The organism is Nocardia sp. NBC_00403, from assembly GCF_036046055.1.
In the GTDB taxonomy this organism is placed as follows: domain Bacteria; phylum Actinomycetota; class Actinomycetes; order Mycobacteriales; family Mycobacteriaceae; genus Nocardia.
Genome location: NZ_CP107939.1, coordinates 1,375,258 through 1,393,506, shown reverse-complemented (window position 1 = coordinate 1,393,506; position 18,249 = coordinate 1,375,258). Strand labels below are relative to the sequence as shown.

Sequence of the window (18,249 nt, the reverse complement as noted above, 5' to 3'; positions counted from 1 at the left end):
CACAACTAATGCGCTTGCATTGAACCCTGGGAACCACTAAGATGGGGCCATGTCGAAGGTGTCGACTCCAGACGCAGCCCGGCGCACCGTCGCGCCGACCGGGCTGGTGGGAGAGTGGCGTGAGCTGCTCGACCGACATGCGGCGGTGAGTTGCGCACTCGAAAAGGCGCTACAGAATCAGCATGAGATCGGACTCAGCGAGTTCGAGACGCTGGACCGGCTGATCGACGCCGACTGCGGCAACTACCGGATGAGTGATCTGGCCAATGACATCTACCTGAGCCAGAGCGCGCTCTCGCGCGCCGTGGCCCGGCTGGAGCGCGATGGCCTTGTCTCGCGCACCATGTGCGCCGAGGACCGCCGCGCGATTTTCGTCTGCCTCACCGACAAGGGCCGTGAGGTCTACGAGCAGGCACTGCCGACCCATCGCGGGATACTCGAGAACACCTGGGACGGCAGTCGACGCTGCACCTAGGCAGCACCGATCGCCGCTGTCGCAACCGATCACACGCCGGCGCGCGCCTCTTCGATGACGAACCGAGCATCCGACGCCGCCGCCTTGATGCCGGCGAAAGCCTTTCGGTACCGCGCCGTTTCGTGTTCCTTGTCCAAGTAGACCGGCCCGGCGAACGCCTCGACATAGACGACCGACGGTTCGGTCAGCTCGCCCTCGGCGACCTCGGCGAAATCGAGCAGCACGAAGCGGCCCGTCTCCATGCCATCGTGATAGCCGGAATCCGAGGGGACCACCTGGATTCGCACATTGGGCAGATCACACATGCGCCGTAGGTGCTCGAGCTGCTCGGCGGCCACCTCGCCGCCGCCGACCCGGTGCCACAGCAGCGACTCACCGATCACCACGTCCAGCTGCAGCGGCGAATCACTCCGGGTCACCAACGCCTGCCGTGCCATTCGCAACTGCACCCGGCGCTCGATCTCGGCGGCCGTCGCGTCGGGGCGGCCCGCGGCGAGCAGCGCGCGCGCATAGGACTCGGTCTGCAGCAGGCCGGGAACCAGCTCGTTCTCATAGGTGGACAGCAGCCTGGCGGCTTCCTCCAGCCCGATGTACACCTCGAAACCCTCGGTGATCACATCGCTGTAGCCGGTCCACCAACCCCTGGCCTTGGTTTCCCTTGCCAGCGCGGTCAACGGCTCGACGAGTTCGCTCGGTGCACCGTAGATCTTGCACATGGCTTCGACATCCAGGCTGCGCAGCGAGGTCTGGCCGGTTTCGATCCGCCAGATCTTGGCTTCGGACCACTCGAGCTTCTGGGCGGCCGTCCGCGTGGTCATTCTGGCTCGGTTGCGCAGATCGCGGAGGTGACGGCCTAGCTGCCTGCGCGGCATCGTCGAACCTGTGGTGCCGTGCGGTGAAGCCATACTTCCCCCTCGTGCCGGGCGTCATTGCCGCTCGCGAACCTCCCGTGAACGTGAGTGCGACGCTTCCTACCTGATATCCGTCGTTAGGAATCGGACATCCGAACAGCATTGTTTCACAATGAAACTCGCAGAGGACACTGTGGGTGTCACAGATACGCCGATGACGTAGCTACGTCGAACGGGTTCGAGCGCCGTCGGATGCGGCAACTCAGATCGTTTGCTACTTGCGCGAACCGCCCTTGCGGAACCGCCAGAACTGCACTGCACGGACATCTTCGGAAAGCTGGTTGACCGGCTCGGCGACATCCGAAAGCGCCTGGAACAGATCGTCGGCCAGCTCACTGATGTGCTCCACCCTGGTCGCCAGCCTGGACGCGTTCACCAGGAATTCCAGCAGCAGCCGGACCACGGCCGCGATGGTCAGCCCGAGCGGCACCGCCACCAGCGCGGCCAGCACCCCGAGCACCGCGGAGACCTGCCACATGAGCACGATCAGCGCGATCGGCAGCGCCACCGCGAAGGCCAAACCGAGCATGTAGGCCAGCGGCAACAGCGTCCTTGTCGCCGGGCGGTGAAACTGCACATCGAGCAGTCCGCGTGCGGCCTCGACGATCCACTTGCCGAAGGCGCGCGGGCTTTCGAAGGGCTCGGCGGGCGCTTCCTCGGTGACGGCGGAGCGAGAGAACCGCCGGGAGGCGGACTCTTTCCAAGCGATCCAGCGCGATTCGGTCTCGTATTCATCCGAATCCGGCGCCGGAACGCCGTTGGATTCATCGGTCATGTCGCGATCCTCCCCGCATAGCGCCGACCCGCCAAGAGACGACCGGAAACCTGCCATAGCGAGCCCGCACGGATGAGACGAATACGACACTCGGAAAGATCTTTTGAAAACCCGTAACGCCCATGCCACCCCCCGCCGATACGACCCATGAATGCAGCAGGACCCAGTTCATCGGGGAATGGAGAATGACAGTGCGCACCACGTTTCCGACTTCCGTCTCGGCGGCAGAAATGACTGCCGCGGCGCAGGAGTACATCCAGCGCGGGTGGACGATCGCTGAAACGACGAACGGAATCTGCCTGATCACGGATGCCGATTTGTCGGGCATCGAGGTCAGCGGCGAGCTGGCCGCCGAGGTGCGCCGGTTCCTCCGCGCGAACAACCTGTCGGGTCCCGTGATCGAGATCCCCGGCGCCGAGCGTCGCGAGATCCACTTGGTCACCGGCGTCCGCAAGGCCGCGATGGCGCTGGAGGCGCTGCGCGAGGCCGGCGCGACCGTCTACACCGACGGCGATGGCATTCCGCTGCCGCCGACCCAGCTGATGGCGGGCTCGGCCTGCTGGAGCATCGCGCCGAACGAGGCCCGCTGGATCCCGCCGGTGGTCGCGATCAGCGCGGCCGTCCGTTCGGCGACCTCGCGCAAGCAGCGCACCGCGCTCACCAGCGTCGCCTGCTGAGGAGACACCTGCATCAGGGCAGGGTCCGCACTACCCGGCCCACCATGACCGATAGCCGCATTTGCGGTTATCGGTCATTGCTGTTTCACTCTGCGTCGCCGCGGGTGATGATGGGGTATGGCCCAGATCACTGATCCGTCCCGCACGCTGCTGCGCACCTGCCCGCTGTGCGAGGCGGTCTGCGGACTCGAAATCACCCTCGATCCCGACAACCATGTGACCTCGGTCCGTGGTGATCGGCAGGATCCGTTCAGCAAGGGCTTCATCTGCCCAAAGGGTGCGAGCTTCGGTCATCTGGACGAAGATCCGGACCGGTTGACCGAACCGATGATTCGCGACCGTGCGACCGGCACGTGGCGCACCGCATCCTGGAGCGAGGCGTTCGATCTGATCGCCGAGCGCTTCCCCGCGATCGTGGCCGAGCACGGGAACCAATCCGCGGCACTGTATCTAGGCAATCCGAATGCGCACACGGTGGCAGGCGCGCTCTATGCGCCGGTGCTGATCCGCGCGCTCGGCACCAAGAATTTCTATTCCGCGAGCACGGCCGACCAGATGCCCAAGCAGGTGGCCAGCGGGCTGATGTTCGGTGATCCGCTGACTGTGCCGGTGCCGGATCTCGATCGCACCGACTATCTGCTCATGCTCGGCGCGAATCCGCTGGAGTCGAACGGATCGCTGTGCACCGCACCGGATTTCCCCGGCAGGTTGAAAGCGATGCGTAATCGGGGCGGCCGATTCGTCGTCGTAGATCCTCGGGTGACCCGCACGGCGAAGCTCGCCGACGAGCATCTGTTCATTCGGCCGGGCAGCGATGCTTATCTCTTGTTCGGAATTGTCCACACGTTGTTCGCGCAGAACCTGACAGACGTGCGTGTCGAAGTTTCCGGACTCGATGACGTGCGCGCGGCCGCGGCAGATTTCACCCCGGAGATAGCCTCGGCGCGAACCGGAGTACCTGCCGAGACCGTTGTCCGGCTTGCGCAGGAGCTCGCGGCCGCGCCGACCGCCGCGGTGTACGCCCGAATCGGCACCTGCACAGCCGAATTCGGCACCCTCACCCAGTGGCTTGTCGATGTGATCAATGTGTTGACCGGCAATCTGGACTCCCCCGGCGGCGCGATGTTCGCGAACGCTGCTGCCGGCGGCATCGCCCGCACCAAACCGTTCCGCACCGGCCGCTGGGCCAGCCGGGTTCGTGAACTGCCCGAGGCGATGGGCGAGCTGCCGGTGGCCACCCTGGCCGACGAGATCACCACGCCCGGCCAGGGGCAGGTCCGCGCGGTGATCACGGTCGCCGGCAACCCGGTGCTCTCCGCGCCGAGCGGGGCCCGGCTGGACGTGGCCTTCGCGCAGCTCGAATTCATGGTCAGCGTCGACAGGTATCTGAACGAAACCACCAGGCACGCCGATGTGATCCTGCCGCCACCGCGGCCGGTGCAGTCGCCGCACTACGATTTCGCGCTCCTGCAGTTCGCGGTCCGTAACTATGCGCGCTACTCGCGACCACTTGTGCCGCTCGGCGATCGCCCCTCGGAGGCCGGCGTGATCGCTCGGCTCGCGGCGGCGCTGACCGGAAGACCACACGACGGGACCGGCGGGCAGGACCCACTCACCGCGGTGGACGAGCTGGTCATCGCGGGCACATTACACAAGGCCGGGCTGGCGGATCGGCGGCCGGAGCTGATCGGCGACAACAGCACCGAGCAGCGCATCGACATGATGCTGCGCCTCGGCCCGTACGGCGAGTGGAATGGCGGCACGCTCAATCTACAAGTGCTGCTCGACAATCCGCACGGCATCGATCTCGGGCCGCTGCAGCCGAGACTGCCAGGAGCGTTGCGCACGGCTTCCACCCGAGTGGAGCTCGCGCCGCAACAGTTGCTCGACGATGTGGCGAGGATGCGCGGCAGGCTCGACGACGCCGCGCCGGATCTGGTGCTGATCGGGCGACGCCAGTTGCGGTCGAACAACAGCTGGATGCACAACATCGCCACGCTGGTGAGCGGGTCGAACAAGTGCACACTGCATATCAATCCCGCCGATGTGGCGCGCCTCGGCCTGGGCGACAACGCCGTGGTGAAATCGGCCGCCGGATCGTTGACGGTGCCGCTGGAGCCGACCGACGCGATCATGCCCGGGGTGGTGAGCCTGCCGCACGGCTGGGGTCACACCGACAGCACCCAAGCGGTGGCGCGCGACCACGCCGGGGTCAATGCCAATGTGCTGACCGATGATTCGGTGGTCGACGTGCCGTCCGGGAACGCGGTGTTCAACGGTGTCCCTGTCACCGTGACGCCGGCCTGAGCTCACCGCCGCATCAGCTGCCGATCGACCGGCAAAAATCCGGTCGGTCGGCTTCCGGCTAACTTGTGGAAACCCTTGCGCTAATTAAGCATTCGATACATTCGCACGATGGATTTTGTAGCTTTGCCCGGCGAAACCCATTAAGATGGACAAGATTTCGGTTTAGTCGCGGTTCAGCGTCGAACCCCGAGTAGCCGGACTCCGGCTACCAGAGGGGGCACAGATGCCCGGCATACAGCGTGGCAGTGACGGTGAGCACGAACTCCAGGACAGGTACAACACCCAGGACAGAGCCGGCCGTTTCTACGACGACCAGGTGCTCGACCGACTGAACCCCACGATGGTCGAATTCATCGCGCGGATGGATATGGCCTTCATCGCCACCTCGGACAAGCACGGAGAATGCGACGCCAGCTTCCGCGCGGGCCTGCCCGGCTTTCTGCACGTCATCGACGAACGCACGATTGCCTATCCCGAATACCGCGGCAACGGCGTGATGGCCAGCCTCGGCAACATCCTGGAGAACCCGCACGTCGGCATCCTGCTAATCGATTTCGTCCGCGACCTGATCGGCCTGCACATCAACGGCTCGGCCCGCATCATCGACGACGAGAACTTGCGTCGATCGGTGTCCGATCTACCGGAGAGCCACAAAGGTCGAGCGGCCGAGCGCTGGGTGGTCGTCGACATCGACGAGGCCTACATCCACTGCCGCAAGCACATTCCGCACCTGGTGCCCGCGGCGCGAGAGCAACGCGACTGGGGCACCGACAACGTCCGCGCCAAAGGCGGCGACTACTTCGGCGCCAAAGCACAGTCCACCGACGCAACCGACCCCACAACCCCAGCCTTGGTCCCACGCTGACTCGTGTGGCCGGGGGTAGAGAAACCCTCGGTGAGTTCCTATCCGGGGTCAGTGGATTTTGAAGATGACCAGGCGTTGGACGACGAAGTTGATGACGGTGGCGGTGCCCTGGGCGACGACAAATGCCAGCGGCTGCCGCCACCACTCGTCGGTCAGGGTGGCGTACAGCACCGCGTTGATGCCGACCTGGACGGCGAAGGTGATGGCGTAGAGCACCACCACCGCGAGGAAGCGGGCTCGGCTCGGTGGCGCCTGGAAGGTCCATCGGCGGTTGATCAGATACGCGGTGGTGGTGCCCGCGATGAAGCTGATCGACTTGGCGACGCTGACCGGCAGCCCGATCAGGTTCAGCAGCAGACTGTAGAGCCCGTAGTCGACGACGGCCGACAATCCGCCGGTGACACCGAAGCGGATGATCTGCGTTTTCAGGTCGACATCGGTACCGCCCGGCTCGTCGACAAGCGGCAGTTCGGCCGGGAGCGGGAGGTGGGGTTCGGCATGCACGCGACGAGCGTAGCGGGAGGCGGCCGGTGATGTGGGTGGGCGTTGGCCCGGCCTCTCGTACCGGAGAGTACGGCGAGGCCGACCGGATGTCCGGCCATGCATGTAGCCTCTATGCCGATGTCCACGAAAGCTCCGACCGCCACCGCAACCGGTATCAACTCCGGCAACACCCCCGATGATGCGTTCGCTCTGCCGACACGCACTCGGGCGTTGACCGGGTGGGGTCGCACCGCACCAACCTCTTCCGAAGTGCTCTCGACGAGCGATCCCGAACTGATCGCCAAGGCTGTTGCCATGGTCGCCGAGGACAACGACAGCAAGCCTGCCCACCTGCGCCGCGGTGTGATCGCGCGCGGGCTCGGCCGCTCCTACGGCGATCATGCGCAGAATGCCGGCGGCCTCGTCGTCGACATGACCGCGCTCAACCGCATCCACCGGATCGACGGCGACACCCGCATCGTCGATGTGGACGGCGGGGTCAGCCTGGATCAGCTGATGAAGGCCGCGCTGCCGTTCGGGCTGTGGGTCCCGGTGCTACCGGGCACCCGCCAGGTGACGATCGGCGGCGCCATCGCCTCCGATATCCACGGCAAGAACCATCACAGCGAGGGCAGCTTCGGCAACCACGTGCGCTCGATCGATCTGCTCACCGCTGACGGGCAGGTGCAGCACCTCACACCGAAGCGCAACGCCAAATTGTTCTGGGCCACCGTCGGTGGCAACGGACTCACGGGCATCATCCTGCGCGCCACCATCGAGATGGTGGTCACCGAGAGCGCCTACTTCCTCAACGACGGCGTCAAGACCACCACTCTCGACGAGACGATCGCGGCGCACAGCGACGGCAGCGAAGCCGACTACACCTACTCCAGCGCATGGTTCGACGTGATCAGCCCGCTGCCGAAGCTCGGCCGCGCCACCATCACCCGCGGCCGCCTCGCCAAGCTGGACGAGCTGCCCGCGAAGCTACAGCGCAAGCCGCTGAAATTCGACGCACCCCAGCTCATGACAGTTCCGGACATCTTCCCGAACTGGACAATGAACAAGGTGTCGCTGATGTCCATCGGCGAGGCGTACTACCGGATGGGCGGCAACTACACCGGCAAGGTGCAGAACCTGACGCAGTTCTACCACCCGCTGGACATGATCGCGGAGTGGAACCGTGGCTACGGATCCAACGGATTCCTGCAGTACCAGTTCGTGGTGCCGACCGAGGCGGTCGAGGAATTCAAGCGGATCATCATCGACATCCAAGCCTCGGGCCACTACTCGGCGCTGAATGTCTTCAAGCTGTTCGGGCCGGGCAACCAGGCGCCGCTGAGCTTCCCGATGCCGGGCTGGAACATCTGCGTCGACTTCCCCATCAAACCGGGACTCAACGAGCTGGTCGGCGAGCTGGACAAGCGGGTGATGGAGTTCGGCGGGCGGCTGTACACCGCGAAGGACTCGCGCACCACCGCGGAGGCGTTCCACAAGATGTACCCCCGGATCGACGAGTGGATCAAGGTCCGCCGAAGTGTCGATCCCACAGGCGTTTTCATGTCCGATATGGCGAGAAGGCTGGAGCTCCAGTGATTAATGCCGTAGGCAACCCGCAGACCATCCTGCTGCTGGGCGGTACCTCGGAAATCGGCTTGGCGATCTGCGCCGAGTACCTGAAGAAGGGTCCCGCGCGGATCATTCTGGCCGCGCTGCCCGGTGATCCGCTGCGCGAGGACGCGGTCTCCCAGATGAAGGCGGCCGGGGCGAATCAGGTCGACGTCATCGACTTCGACGCACTCGACACCGAGAGCCACCCGAAGGTCATCGACACGGCCTGGGACGCAGGCGATGTGGATGTCGCCATCGTCGCCTTCGCTCTCGACGGCGATCCGGAAGAGCTGTGGCAGAACCAGCGCAAAGCCGTGCAGGTTGCCGAGATCAACTACACCGCAGCGGTTTCCGTCGGCGTGCTGGTCGGCGAGAAGATGAAGGCGCAGGGCTTCGGGCGCATCATCGCCATGTCCTCGGTCGCCGGTGAGCGGGTACGCCGCTCGAACTTCGTCTACGGGTCGACCAAGGCCGGCCTCGACGGTTTCTACCTCGGTCTCGGCGAGGCGCTGCGCCCCCATGGCCCGCGCGTGCTGGTGATCCGACCCGGCATGGTGCGGACCAGGTTCTCGGCGCACGTCAAAGAGGCTCCGCTCACCGTCGACAAGGAAGACATTGCGGCGCTTGCGGTTTCGGCCTCCCAGAAGGGCAGGGAGCTCATCTGGGCGCCCGGCGCCTTCCGCTTCGTGATGATGATCCTGCGCCACATCCCGCGCCCGATCTTCCGCAAGCTGCCCATCTGAGCTTGCCTGCCGCGTCTCGGCCCTCCGCACCCGTTCCCGGGAACCGCAGCTCCTGTGGTGCTCGGGGCGGGTGCGGACCCGTAAGAAGGTGCGGTGCTGCGGCCGGCCAGCTCGAGACCGGCCGGTCTGGCCGGAATGCTCCGGGTCGCGTACGGTGCGCGCATACCGCGCCAGGACCTGGCAGCATAAGCGCCGGTCGCCTGCGTGGCGACCTTGCGCAATGCCGAGTAGTGGGTGCGGCGCAACGATCACCGAGCCGACCCAGTGATTCTGGAGATGCAATGCGAGTATTCGGACAAGATCGCGGCAGCCACCTCGAGGTGCGCCGATCTCGTGGCGGGGTCACCGACACGGCGGCCACGCTGGATGCGGCCGCACGGTCCGATCAGCAGGCAGCGCTGCGCGGCGACGAGGCGGTTCGATGACCACGGCAACCGCGGTACGCGCCACCGCCTCGCGGCCGACCCGTGGCGCACTGATCGCGCGGTACATCGGCTCCGGCCTCGGTGAAGCGGTACTGGCGGGCCTTGTCGCCGTGATAGTGGCCACCGTTGGGCTGGTGGCGTTTTCGATGGTGCAGTGGCCTGCGTTCAATTCGTCCAATGTGACTCGGGCGTTGACCACGGTGGGTCAGGTCCTCGCCGCGGTGATGCTCGCGGTCGCGATCGGTCTCATTCGCGTCCGGCGGTGGCCGTTGGCGGCGAAACTGCTGTCGTGGGTGGGGGTTTCGACGTTCGTCACCTTCACCCTCGGCATGCCGCTGGCGGCGACCAAGCTGTATCTGTTCGGCATCTCGGTGGATCAGGAGTTTCGCACCGAGTATCTGACACGGCTCACCGACAGTGCGGCACTGCACGACATGACATACGCCGACCTGCCCCCGTTCTACCCCGCCGGGTGGTTCTGGATCGGCGGGCGCGTGGCGAATGTGCTCGGCATGGACGGCTGGGAAGCCTTCAAGCCGTACGCCATCGGGTCGCTGGCTGTCGCGGCGACGATCTCGCTCGTGCTGTGGTCGAAGCTGATTCGCACGGACTGGGCGATCGGCGTCACCGCGGCGATCACGGCGGTCGCACTGACCACCGCCGCACCGGAGGCCTACAGCGCCGTCATCGTCATCCTGCTGCCGCCCGCCCTGGTGCTCGCCTGGGGTGCGTTGTACCGGCCGGGTGAGCACGGCCGGAACGCATCGGCGCCACAACCTGCCGCCCCGATAGCCGACGGGGATGGCGATGCCGGCTCGGCGGAACCTGACAGCCGGACGGCAGGTGGACAGACACCAGCAGGCGCTGCCGACTCGGCCGAACACGGCAACCGAACCACCAGTGCGCAAGCACCGGCGAACGCTGTCGACCCAGCCGAACACGGCAACCGAACCACCGGCGCGGAAGCACCGGCGAGCGTTGTCGCCTCGGCGGAGCGCGGCAGCCGGACGGCCGGCGGCTGGGGCGCGGTCATCGGGACCGGGCTGTTTCTGGGCGTTGCGGCCATGTTCTACACGCTGTACTTCGGGCTCGCGGCCTTCGCGATCGGCCTGATGGGTCTGATCGCTGCCGGGCTCGCCGTACGGGAGCAGCGGGCGGCCGCGCATCCACGTCGGGCGCGAGTGGTCGCGACTACGGACACTGGGTCGTCGTGGCGCGCCGCGATTCCACCGCTGGCCCGCCTGGCTGTGATCGGCGTGATCGCCGGGGTTGTCGCACTCGTCGTGTGGCTGCCGTATCTGTTGAAGTGGGTGAGCACGACCACTCCCAAGTCGGGCACCGCGCTGCACTACCTGCCCGTATCGGGCTCCGAGCTGCCGCTGCCGATGGCACAGTTCTCGCTGCTCGGCGGGCTGTGCCTGATCGGCACGGCCTGGCTGGTGGTGCGGGCTTCCTCGTCGCGGCGAGCGCAGGCGCTCGGCATCGGTGTCGTGGCCATCTACCTCTGGACGCTGCTGTCGATGGTGGCCACGGCAGCGGGAACCACGCTGCTCTCGTTCCGGCTGGAACCGATCCTGGATGTGCTGCTCGCCGCGGCGGGCGCGTTCGGCTTCGTCGAGGGCGCACGGGCCGCGTACCAGGCGTTCAACGAGCCGGGACGATTCCGGCTCGCGGTGATCGCTGTCGCCACCGTCGGCGCGCTCGCGTTCACCCAGGACATCCCCCGGGTGCTTGCCCCCGAGATCACCACCGCCTACACCGATACCGACGGAAACGGCGAGCGCGCAGACAAGCGCAGCCCCTCGGCGGTGTCGCACTATCGCGAGGTGGATGCCGCGCTGCTGGCGCAGACCGGCCGACCACGCTCGGACACGGTGCTCCTCACTGCCGACACCAGCTTTCTCGCCTTCTACCCCTACTACGGCTTCCAGGCCCTCACCTCGCACTACGCAAACCCGTTGGCGGACTTCGCAGGCCGCGCCGCCACCATCAAGGGCTGGAGCAGGCTGGACTCCCCCCGCGCCATGCTCGACGCCCTCGCCGCCGCCCCGTGGCGCGCACCGGACGCCTTCCTGTTCCGCAGCAACGGCGACAACTACACCCTCCGCCTGGCCGAGGACGTCTACCCCAACGACCCCAACGTCAAGCGCTACACCGTGACGTTCCCCAAGAAACTCTTCAACGACCCGCACTTCACCACCACCGACATCGGCCCCTTCACCCTCGTCACCGTGACCAAGTAGCGCCACGGCAGCTCGATCCCGGTGGATTGTCTGCCCACCATGGCGACCGCGCCGAGCGACAGCACCCCGAACACCGCGATCACGATCCGCACGAGTTACACGCCGAGCCTCGACTCGGTGTTTGCCGCAGCCATGTGCCACTCGTGGGGCGGAAATGAGTGGTTTGTGGGCGGAATGGGTAAGTGGACGGGGACGTCCGGGACTCAGCCAGATGGTCGACACGAGCGCCCGAGGGCAGGGTCTCGATGACATCCGCTAGGACGTCCCGCTAACGCCAGGAAGCGGGGCTGCCAGGGTGTTCACAGGGTGGCTGGGTACTTTGGACGGCTGGTTCTGCCATCTGGAGGAGTAGTTTGCCGGTCGAGACACTGGAAGTTGTAGGCGTCGTTTCAGCGGGAGCGACACCGAACGGAGTGTCTCTATCGGACCGGCCGGTGGCGGTCGGGAAGCGGCGGCTGTCACGGATTCGGGTCGGTCGTAGCGATCTGGTCGTCGCGGTGGGGTATCTCGCGTCCGCGGTCACTGTGCTGTCGGGGCAGTGGCGCAACACACACAGCGGGTACCTGATCAAGAGTGGTCAGGACCAGACGATGTGGGAGTGGTTTTTCGCGGTGACCGCCCATTCGGTGGCCCATCTGCAGAATCCGCTCGGCACCGATCTGCAGAATTTTCCGGCCGGCGTGAACATGATGGCCAATACGGCCATGTTCGGGGTGGGAGTGCCGCTCACCCCGATCACCTTGATGTTCGGTCCGACCGTCACCTTCGTGCTGGTACTCACGCTCGGCCTGAGCGGCACGGCCTTCGCTTGGTATCGGCTGTTTTCCCGGGAGCTCGTCGAGTCTCGGCTTGCCGCGGCGATCGGCGGGCTGTTCTGCGGTTTCGCACCGGCGATGATCTCGCATGCCAATGCACATCCGAATTTTGTCGCGCTGCTGCTACTTCCGATCATCGCGGGTCTGATCATTCGCATGGCACAGCGCGCGACAACCGGTGGCGATGCAGGAGAAGGTATGCCACGCAGGCATATTCGTGACGCCATCGCACTCGGCCTGCTGGTCGCGATGCAGATCGCGCTCGGCGAGGAACCGCTACTGATCTTTGCGCTCGCCTTCGGCCTGTTCGCCGTTGTGTACTACCTGCACGCACCGCGCACGGGGCTACGGGTGCTGCGCGCACTGATTCCGACCGTCGCACTCGCCGCGGTGATCACGGTGATGCTCACCGAGATTCCGCTGTGGTGGCAGTTCTTCGGGCCGCAGAGCTACCGCTCGATCGACCACGGACCGATGGGCAATGACCTGAAATCCCTCGTGCAGTTCCCGTCCGAATCGCTGGGCGGGATGTTCGCGCCGGGCCAATACGTGGCGATCAACGAGACCGAGCAGAACGCCTACTTCGGGTGGCCGCTGTTGCTGTTGCTGACCGTCACCGTGGCGCTGCTGTGGCGAGCGCGCGTTGTCCGCGCCGCCGGTGTCGTGATCGCGGTGTTCGGGGTGCTGTCGCTCGGCGCGGTCGCCATGTTGGGCAGACAATCCACCGGGATCGAGCTGCCGTGGCATTGGGCCGAACAGGTCCCGCTGCTCGATACCGTGCTGGAAACCCGGCTCACCATGGCGGCCATCCCGGCCATCGCGGTAATTCTCGCGCTGGCCACCGACCGCGCGGTCGCATCGTGGTGGCAGTCCGCGGGCGACCGGAAACCCTTGGCCTGGTTCACGGCGCTGACGCTCGCGCTGCTGCCGCTGGTGCCGACCGTCCTTCCGGTGACCGAGCGCGCGCCGACGCCGGAGTTCTTCGCCGACGGGACGGTGCGCGACTACGTGAGCGGCGGTTCGGTGGTCACGGTGCCGCCGCCGCGACCGGCCGACGCGCGAGCGCTGCGCTGGCAGGCCGACGCGAACTTCGACTTCGCGCTCGCCGGCGGCTATTTTGTCGGCCCGACCAGCACCACGAAGAAGGGCATCTACGGACCGGAAACCAGGCCGACCACCGCGCTGCTCGTCCAGGCGCAGGACACTGGAGTCGTACCGGACATCGACGCGGACGCGCGCACGCGTGCTCGCGACGACCTCCGGTTCTGGCAGGCGGATGTGGTGGTGCTGCCCTCGACGAAGAACGTCGATGTGCTGCGCACGACCATGACGCAACTGCTCGGGGTCACACCGACCCGGGTCGAGGATGTGTGGCTCTGGGACGTTCGGGTGCTGCGGTAGCAGGGATCACAGGCGACGGTAGATAGCATCAACCCCCGTGCGACCGGACCGATCATCACGAGCGTTCACCCGTAACCGCCTGATCGCCCTCGTCTCCGGGCTTCTCGGATTCGTGTTGGCGCTGCTGACACCGCTTTTGCCGGTAGAGCAGGACCAGGCAACGCTGGACTGGCCGCAGGCCGGTGCAGGCAGCGTCGAGGCGCCGTTGGTGTCCTACGTGCCACAGCGGTTGAGTGCGACGCTGCCGTGCGCGGTCGTGCGGGCGGCCGGGTCGGGCACGCTGCTGTCGACCGTTCCCGACGGCTCCGGGCAGGCGACAGCCAAGGGGCTTGTCGTCTCGGTGACCGACGGCATGCTCGCGCTTATCCAGCGCGACGTACCGCTGCTGTCGGCCCCTGTTGCCGAGATCGCAGGCTGCGAGGCGGTCACCGTCACGGCGACCGCCGCCGCGACGACCGCCGAATTCACCGGCGCGAAGCGCCAAGACGGGACGCCGTTCCGCAACACCGTGGCTCGGGACATCCGGCCGCAGGTGGTCGGGGTGTTCACCCCGCTGGACGCCGCACAGCTCGATGGCGCTCGGGTGCACATCGATATCGACTCGCGGTTCTCCTCGACGCCGTCCGCGCTGAAGCTGGCCGCGATGATCGCCGCTGCCGTGTTCACGATCATCGCGCTGATCGCACTGCATCTGCTCGACAATGCCGATGGCAGGCGGCCACGGCGCTTCCTGCCCGCGCACTGGTGGCGGTTCACCATCGCCGACGGCGCGGTGCTCGGCATCCTGGTGCTGTGGCACTTCATCGGCGCGAACACCTCCGATGACGGCTACATCCTGAACATGGCCCGCGCCTCCGAGCATGCCGGGTATATGGCCAATTACTACCGCTGGTTCGCCGTGCCGGAAGCGCCGTTCGGCTGGTCCTACGAGGTGCTCGCGTGGATGACCAAGGTCTCCGACGCCAGCCCGTGGATGCGGCTACCCGCATTGGGGGCGGGAGTGGTGTGCTGGCTGGTGATCAGCCGAGAAGTGCTGCCCCGCTTGGGCGCAAGGGTGCGGCGCAACAAGGTCGCGCTGTGGACGGCCGGGCTGGTCTTCCTCGCCTTCTGGCTCCCCTACGACAACGGCCTGCGGCCGGAACCGCTGATCGCCGCGGGCGCGCTGCTCACCTGGTGCTCGATCGAACGCGCCATCGCGACAGGACGGCTGTTGCCCGCCGCCATCGCGGTATTGATCGCCGCCTTCTCGCTGGCGGCCGGGCCGACCGGACTCATCTGCATCGCCGCGCTGATCGCCGGGTCTCGACCGGTATTGCAGATCATCATCCGGCGGGCACGGGACGCGGCTGGGACGCTCGGCGGGGTGCGGCGTGACGAGGCCGAGGCGGATCTCGCTGCTGCCAAGGCCGAATCCGGCACCGAGACCCGTGGGCGCGGAATCGGCAGCAGCACGGATTCGACCGCGGGCGAGGCCGGCACCGGCACACCGACCGGGGACAACGAAACCGGTCGCAGCGAGGACTCGACCGCGCGTGGCGCCCGCACCGGCGCTGCGACCGAAAGCGGCGAATCCGATCGCAGCGAGGATTCCGCTGCGAGCCGGGCTGATTCCGGCGACCGGCGCCAGGGCGCTGCGGTCACCGAGCGGCGCACTGCCGACGGCAGCCCGTCGCGGCTGGCCGCGTTCTTCCGGTATGCGGCACTGCTCGCACCTGGCCTCGCGGCCGGAACCCTGGTCCTGGTAGTGGTTTTCGCCGACCAAACACTGGCGACCGTCATGGAAGCGACCAGGGCGCGCACCATCGTCGGCCCGAATGTGGCCTGGTTCGATGAACGCACCCGTTGGGATTCGCTGCTGATGCTGGCACCCGACGGGTCGCTGTCGCGACGCTTCGGCGTGCTCGTCATGCTGCTGTGCCTGCTGGTCTGCGTGCTGCAGGTGCTGCGCAAGGGGCGGATTCCCGGCACCTCGCGCGGGCCGTCGGTGCGCATCCTCGGCATCGTTTTCGCCTCGCTGTTGCTGATGATGTTCACACCGACCAAGTGGACCCACCACTTCGGTGTGTACGCCGGGCTGGCCGGATCGCTCGCCGCACTGGCCGCGGTTGCGGTGGGCAGCGAGGGCATTCGCGCACCGCGCAATAGGGCGCTGTTCGCCGCCGCGGTGCTGTTCCTGCTGGCGATCACCTTCACCGGATCCAACGGCTGGTGGTACGTGTCCAGTTACGGCGTGCCGTGGTGGGACAAGGCTCCGCTGATAGCGGGCAAGGGCATCTCCACGCTGTTCCTTGTGCTCAGTGGAGTGGCGCTGGTCGTGGCGGTGTGGCTGCACTATCGCGAGCCTTACCGGAGGGCCAGTGCTTCGGCCCCCACGCGTTTCGATCGGTTCGCCTCCGCACCGCTGACCATCGCCGCGGCGGTGCTGGTGCTGTTCGAGGTGGCCTCGCTGGCCAAGGCCGCGGTCACCCAGTTCCCCGCGTACTCCATCGCGAAGTCGAATCTGGAATCGCTGGCGGGCAATTCGTGCGCACTGGCCAACGAGGTGCTGGTGGAGACCGACACTCCGGACTCGCTGCTACTGCCCCTCACCGGCTCCCCTGCCGACGGATTGTCGGCGGAATCCAAGGGCTTCACCCCCAACGGCGTCGCGAGCGACCTCACCGCCGACGCCGACGAAACAGTGTCGGGCGGCGCCAATTCGGTGAATACCGATTCGAAGAACAAGACCACCAAGACAACCGGAGCCGGCACCGGGGGCGGCACCAGCGAACAGGCCGGCATCAACGGCAGCACGGTGGCCCTGCCGTTCGGATTGGACCCGACGCGCACGCCCGTCATGGGCAGCTACCAGGACAGCGATCAGCAGCAGGCCAAGCTGACCTCGCAGTGGTATCGCCTCGACCTGGGCGGCAGCTTGCGCGACGACCCCGCGTACCGCGTCCTGGCCATCACCGCCGCAGGCCGGATCCGCTCGGTCGACGCGGATGGTGTGGTCACCTATGGCGCGGAACTGCGGCTCGAGTACGGTACGCGGGCCGCGGACGGCACCGTGAATGTGCTCGGCTCCGTCGCCCCGCTGGACATCGGCCCCGCACCGTCGTGGCGCAATCTCCGTGTCCCGCTGAACCACATTCCGCGGGAGGTCGACGCGGTACGCCTGGTCGCGGTGGACAACGACATCACCCAGAAGCAGTGGCTGGCGCTCACCCCGCCCCGGCTGCCCAAACTGGCAACCCTGAATTCCGTTGTCGGCTCAACGAATCCGGTCCTGCTCGACTGGCATGTCGGCCTGGCCTTCCCCTGCCAACGCCCGTTCGATCACCACGACGGCGTGGCCGAGGTCCCCGACTGGCGCATCCTGCCCGACCGCGTCGGCTCCGACGCCTCCAACGCCTGGCAGGACGACATCGGCGGCGGCCCGCTCGGCTGGACCGGCCTGCTCCTGAAGTCCCAAACCATCCCGACCTACCTCGACAACGACTGGTCCCGAGACTGGGGTTCCCTCGAAAAGTTCACTCCCTACGCCCCGAACGCCACCCCCGCCCCCATCGGCGTCACAGTCGAAACCCGCAACGGCTGGACCAAATCCGACCCGATCCGAGTACGCTGACCGCTCCCTACCTCCCACCCCGATCAAAGCGCCGAGCGCAGTGAAATGGCGGTCCCATCCCAACCACCATTTCACTACCCTCACCCACCCCTCATGGTGCTGACTGTGCGTACCCGTGCGGTGTTGGTGCTACGGGACGTAACGAGTAGCAAGGGAAGTCCATGGCGACCACAACGGCGGCGCAGCACCGCGAGCTGGCGAAACAGCGGTACGACGCATTCGTCGCGGAGTGCCCCACACGCCAACTGCTGGACCGGATCAGCGACAAATGGGTGAGCCTGGTGCTCGTCGCGCTGGCCGAAGGCCCGCGGCGCTACGCGGAGATCAACAGGTCCATCGCCGGAGTCAGCCCGAAGATGCTCACCCAAACCTTGCGCACCCTCGAACGCGACGGTCTGGTGGAACGCCGGATCACTGCCGAGGTGCCAGTCCGCGTCGACTACGAACTCACCGCGCTGGGCCGCAGCCTGCAACCGGTGATGTCGGTGATCAAGTCATGGGCCGAGGAACGGATGGACGACGTGCTCGCCGCGCGAGCCCGTTACGACGGCGAGTCGGGAGTATGACGCGCCGGTACAGCCAGAACTACCCCCAAGATTGGCAATCCGAAAACCTGCCGAACCTGCGGCGGGACCGTAATCTGAGCACCATGACCGCGGCCTTCGATGACATGGATCTACGCGACCTCGTCGGAATGCTCACCGCCGACGAGCAACGGGAACTACGACCGGCGGTGCTGCGTGTACTGGCCCGCCACCCCTCGCCCGAACTGCTTCGCCGTGAACTCGGCCTTCGCATGACGAAGGTCTGACCACCCGTCCGAGCGCTGAGAGCAGGAAGGCCGTCGCGCCGGTTGAAATCACCGGCGCGACGGCCTTTTGCCATGTCGGGGGCGCCCCGGGCAGGGG

The 18,249-nt window shown here is 66.6% G+C and carries 15 protein-coding genes; 12 read left to right on the top strand and 3 right to left on the bottom strand.

The features are described 5' to 3' along the window. Positions 1-49: 49 nt before the first annotated feature. Positions 50-475, top strand: a complete 426-nt coding sequence (locus OHQ90_RS05900) for a MarR family winged helix-turn-helix transcriptional regulator (RefSeq protein ID WP_328408060.1) — start codon at positions 50-52, stop codon at positions 473-475. A gap of 29 nt (positions 476-504) precedes the next feature. Here the strand turns inward: OHQ90_RS05900 and OHQ90_RS05895 are convergent, their stop codons facing one another. Beyond that, positions 505-1,293 (bottom strand): helix-turn-helix domain-containing protein, encoded by a 789-nt coding sequence (locus OHQ90_RS05895; protein WP_328408058.1) that lies wholly within the window; start codon positions 1,291-1,293, stop codon positions 505-507. A gap of 307 nt (positions 1,294-1,600) precedes the next feature. Then, the gene (locus tag OHQ90_RS05890; protein ID WP_328408057.1) at positions 1,601-2,161 is read right to left on the bottom strand and encodes a DUF4282 domain-containing protein; all 561 of its coding nucleotides are present in this window, start codon (positions 2,159-2,161) and stop codon (positions 1,601-1,603) included. A 185-nt stretch (positions 2,162-2,346) separates the two neighbouring features. Between OHQ90_RS05890 and OHQ90_RS05885 the strand changes: the two genes are divergently transcribed. The 3 genes from OHQ90_RS05885 (at position 2,347) to OHQ90_RS05875 (ending at position 6,010) form a co-directional block, all read left to right on the top strand. Beyond that, positions 2,347-2,838, top strand: a complete 492-nt coding sequence (locus OHQ90_RS05885) for a hypothetical protein (protein ID WP_412003477.1) — start codon at positions 2,347-2,349, stop codon at positions 2,836-2,838. 117 nt (positions 2,839-2,955) lie between these two features. Further along, positions 2,956-5,145, top strand: a complete 2,190-nt coding sequence (locus OHQ90_RS05880) for a molybdopterin-dependent oxidoreductase (RefSeq protein ID WP_328408055.1) — start codon at positions 2,956-2,958, stop codon at positions 5,143-5,145. A gap of 223 nt (positions 5,146-5,368) precedes the next feature. Beyond that, positions 5,369-6,010, top strand: a complete 642-nt coding sequence (locus OHQ90_RS05875) for a pyridoxamine 5'-phosphate oxidase family protein (RefSeq protein WP_328408053.1) — start codon at positions 5,369-5,371, stop codon at positions 6,008-6,010. Between the two features lie 48 nt (positions 6,011-6,058). Here OHQ90_RS05875 and OHQ90_RS05870 read toward each other — a convergent pair whose 3' ends face one another. Continuing rightward, a complete protein-coding gene (locus OHQ90_RS05870; RefSeq protein WP_328408051.1) occupies positions 6,059-6,514 on the bottom strand; it encodes a GtrA family protein in 456 nt (151 codons plus the stop codon). 117 nt (positions 6,515-6,631) lie between these two features. Between OHQ90_RS05870 and OHQ90_RS05865 the strand changes: the two genes are divergently transcribed. The 8 genes from OHQ90_RS05865 (at position 6,632) to OHQ90_RS05830 (ending at position 18,152) form a co-directional block, all read left to right on the top strand. Further along, the gene (locus OHQ90_RS05865; RefSeq protein ID WP_412003480.1) at positions 6,632-8,089 is read left to right on the top strand and encodes an FAD-binding oxidoreductase; all 1,458 of its coding nucleotides are present in this window, start codon (positions 6,632-6,634) and stop codon (positions 8,087-8,089) included. Continuing rightward, positions 8,086-8,847: a decaprenylphospho-beta-D-erythro-pentofuranosid-2-ulose 2-reductase gene (locus OHQ90_RS05860; protein ID WP_328408049.1), complete on the top strand. Its 762-nt coding sequence runs from the start codon at positions 8,086-8,088 to the stop codon at positions 8,845-8,847. Before OHQ90_RS05865 ends, OHQ90_RS05860 begins: the two co-directional genes overlap by 4 nt. Positions 8,848-9,128: 281 nt before the next feature. Then, positions 9,129-9,272, top strand: coding sequence for a hypothetical protein (locus tag OHQ90_RS05855; RefSeq protein WP_328408047.1), 144 nt, complete (start codon positions 9,129-9,131; stop codon positions 9,270-9,272). Further along, positions 9,269-11,515 carry a galactan 5-O-arabinofuranosyltransferase gene (locus OHQ90_RS05850; protein WP_328408045.1) on the top strand — a complete coding sequence of 749 codons (2,247 nt, stop codon included), beginning with the start codon at positions 9,269-9,271 and terminating at the stop codon, positions 11,513-11,515. Before OHQ90_RS05855 ends, OHQ90_RS05850 begins: the two co-directional genes overlap by 4 nt. 434 nt (positions 11,516-11,949) lie before the next feature. Continuing rightward, positions 11,950-13,731 carry a glycosyl transferase gene (locus OHQ90_RS05845; protein WP_328408043.1) on the top strand — a complete coding sequence of 594 codons (1,782 nt, stop codon included), beginning with the start codon at positions 11,950-11,952 and terminating at the stop codon, positions 13,729-13,731. A 37-nt stretch (positions 13,732-13,768) separates the two neighbouring features. Then, positions 13,769-17,341 carry an arabinosyltransferase domain-containing protein gene (locus OHQ90_RS05840; protein ID WP_328408041.1) on the top strand — a complete coding sequence of 1,191 codons (3,573 nt, stop codon included), beginning with the start codon at positions 13,769-13,771 and terminating at the stop codon, positions 17,339-17,341. Positions 17,342-17,502: 161 nt separating this feature from the next. Next, positions 17,503-17,907 (top strand): winged helix-turn-helix transcriptional regulator, encoded by a 405-nt coding sequence (locus OHQ90_RS05835; protein ID WP_328408040.1) that lies wholly within the window; start codon positions 17,503-17,505, stop codon positions 17,905-17,907. Beyond that, positions 17,904-18,152: a hypothetical protein gene (locus OHQ90_RS05830; protein ID WP_328408038.1), complete on the top strand. Its 249-nt coding sequence runs from the start codon at positions 17,904-17,906 to the stop codon at positions 18,150-18,152. The genes OHQ90_RS05835 and OHQ90_RS05830 overlap by 4 nt, the downstream gene beginning before the upstream one ends. The last annotated feature ends 97 nt before the right edge of the window (positions 18,153-18,249 follow it).

Excerpts from the sequence above, each read along its gene's own strand:
- OHQ90_RS05900 (WP_328408060.1), top strand. The coding sequence starts at position 50 with ATGTCGAAGGTGTCGACTCCAGACGCAGCCCGGCGCACCGTCGCGCCG.
- OHQ90_RS05895 (WP_328408058.1), bottom strand. The coding sequence starts at position 1,293 with ATGACCACGCGGACGGCCGCCCAGAAGCTCGAGTGGTCCGAAGCCAAG.
- OHQ90_RS05890 (WP_328408057.1), bottom strand. The coding sequence starts at position 2,161 with ATGACCGATGAATCCAACGGCGTTCCGGCGCCGGATTCGGATGAATAC.
- OHQ90_RS05885 (WP_412003477.1), top strand. The coding sequence starts at position 2,347 with ATGACAGTGCGCACCACGTTTCCGACTTCCGTCTCGGCGGCAGAAATG.
- OHQ90_RS05880 (WP_328408055.1), top strand. The coding sequence starts at position 2,956 with ATGGCCCAGATCACTGATCCGTCCCGCACGCTGCTGCGCACCTGCCCG.
- OHQ90_RS05875 (WP_328408053.1), top strand. The coding sequence starts at position 5,369 with ATGCCCGGCATACAGCGTGGCAGTGACGGTGAGCACGAACTCCAGGAC.
- OHQ90_RS05865 (WP_412003480.1), top strand. The coding sequence starts at position 6,632 with ATGTCCACGAAAGCTCCGACCGCCACCGCAACCGGTATCAACTCCGGC.
- OHQ90_RS05855 (WP_328408047.1), top strand. The coding sequence starts at position 9,129 with ATGCGAGTATTCGGACAAGATCGCGGCAGCCACCTCGAGGTGCGCCGA.
- OHQ90_RS05850 (WP_328408045.1), top strand. The coding sequence starts at position 9,269 with ATGACCACGGCAACCGCGGTACGCGCCACCGCCTCGCGGCCGACCCGT.
- OHQ90_RS05835 (WP_328408040.1), top strand. The coding sequence starts at position 17,503 with ATGGCGACCACAACGGCGGCGCAGCACCGCGAGCTGGCGAAACAGCGG.
- OHQ90_RS05830 (WP_328408038.1), top strand. The coding sequence starts at position 17,904 with ATGACGCGCCGGTACAGCCAGAACTACCCCCAAGATTGGCAATCCGAA.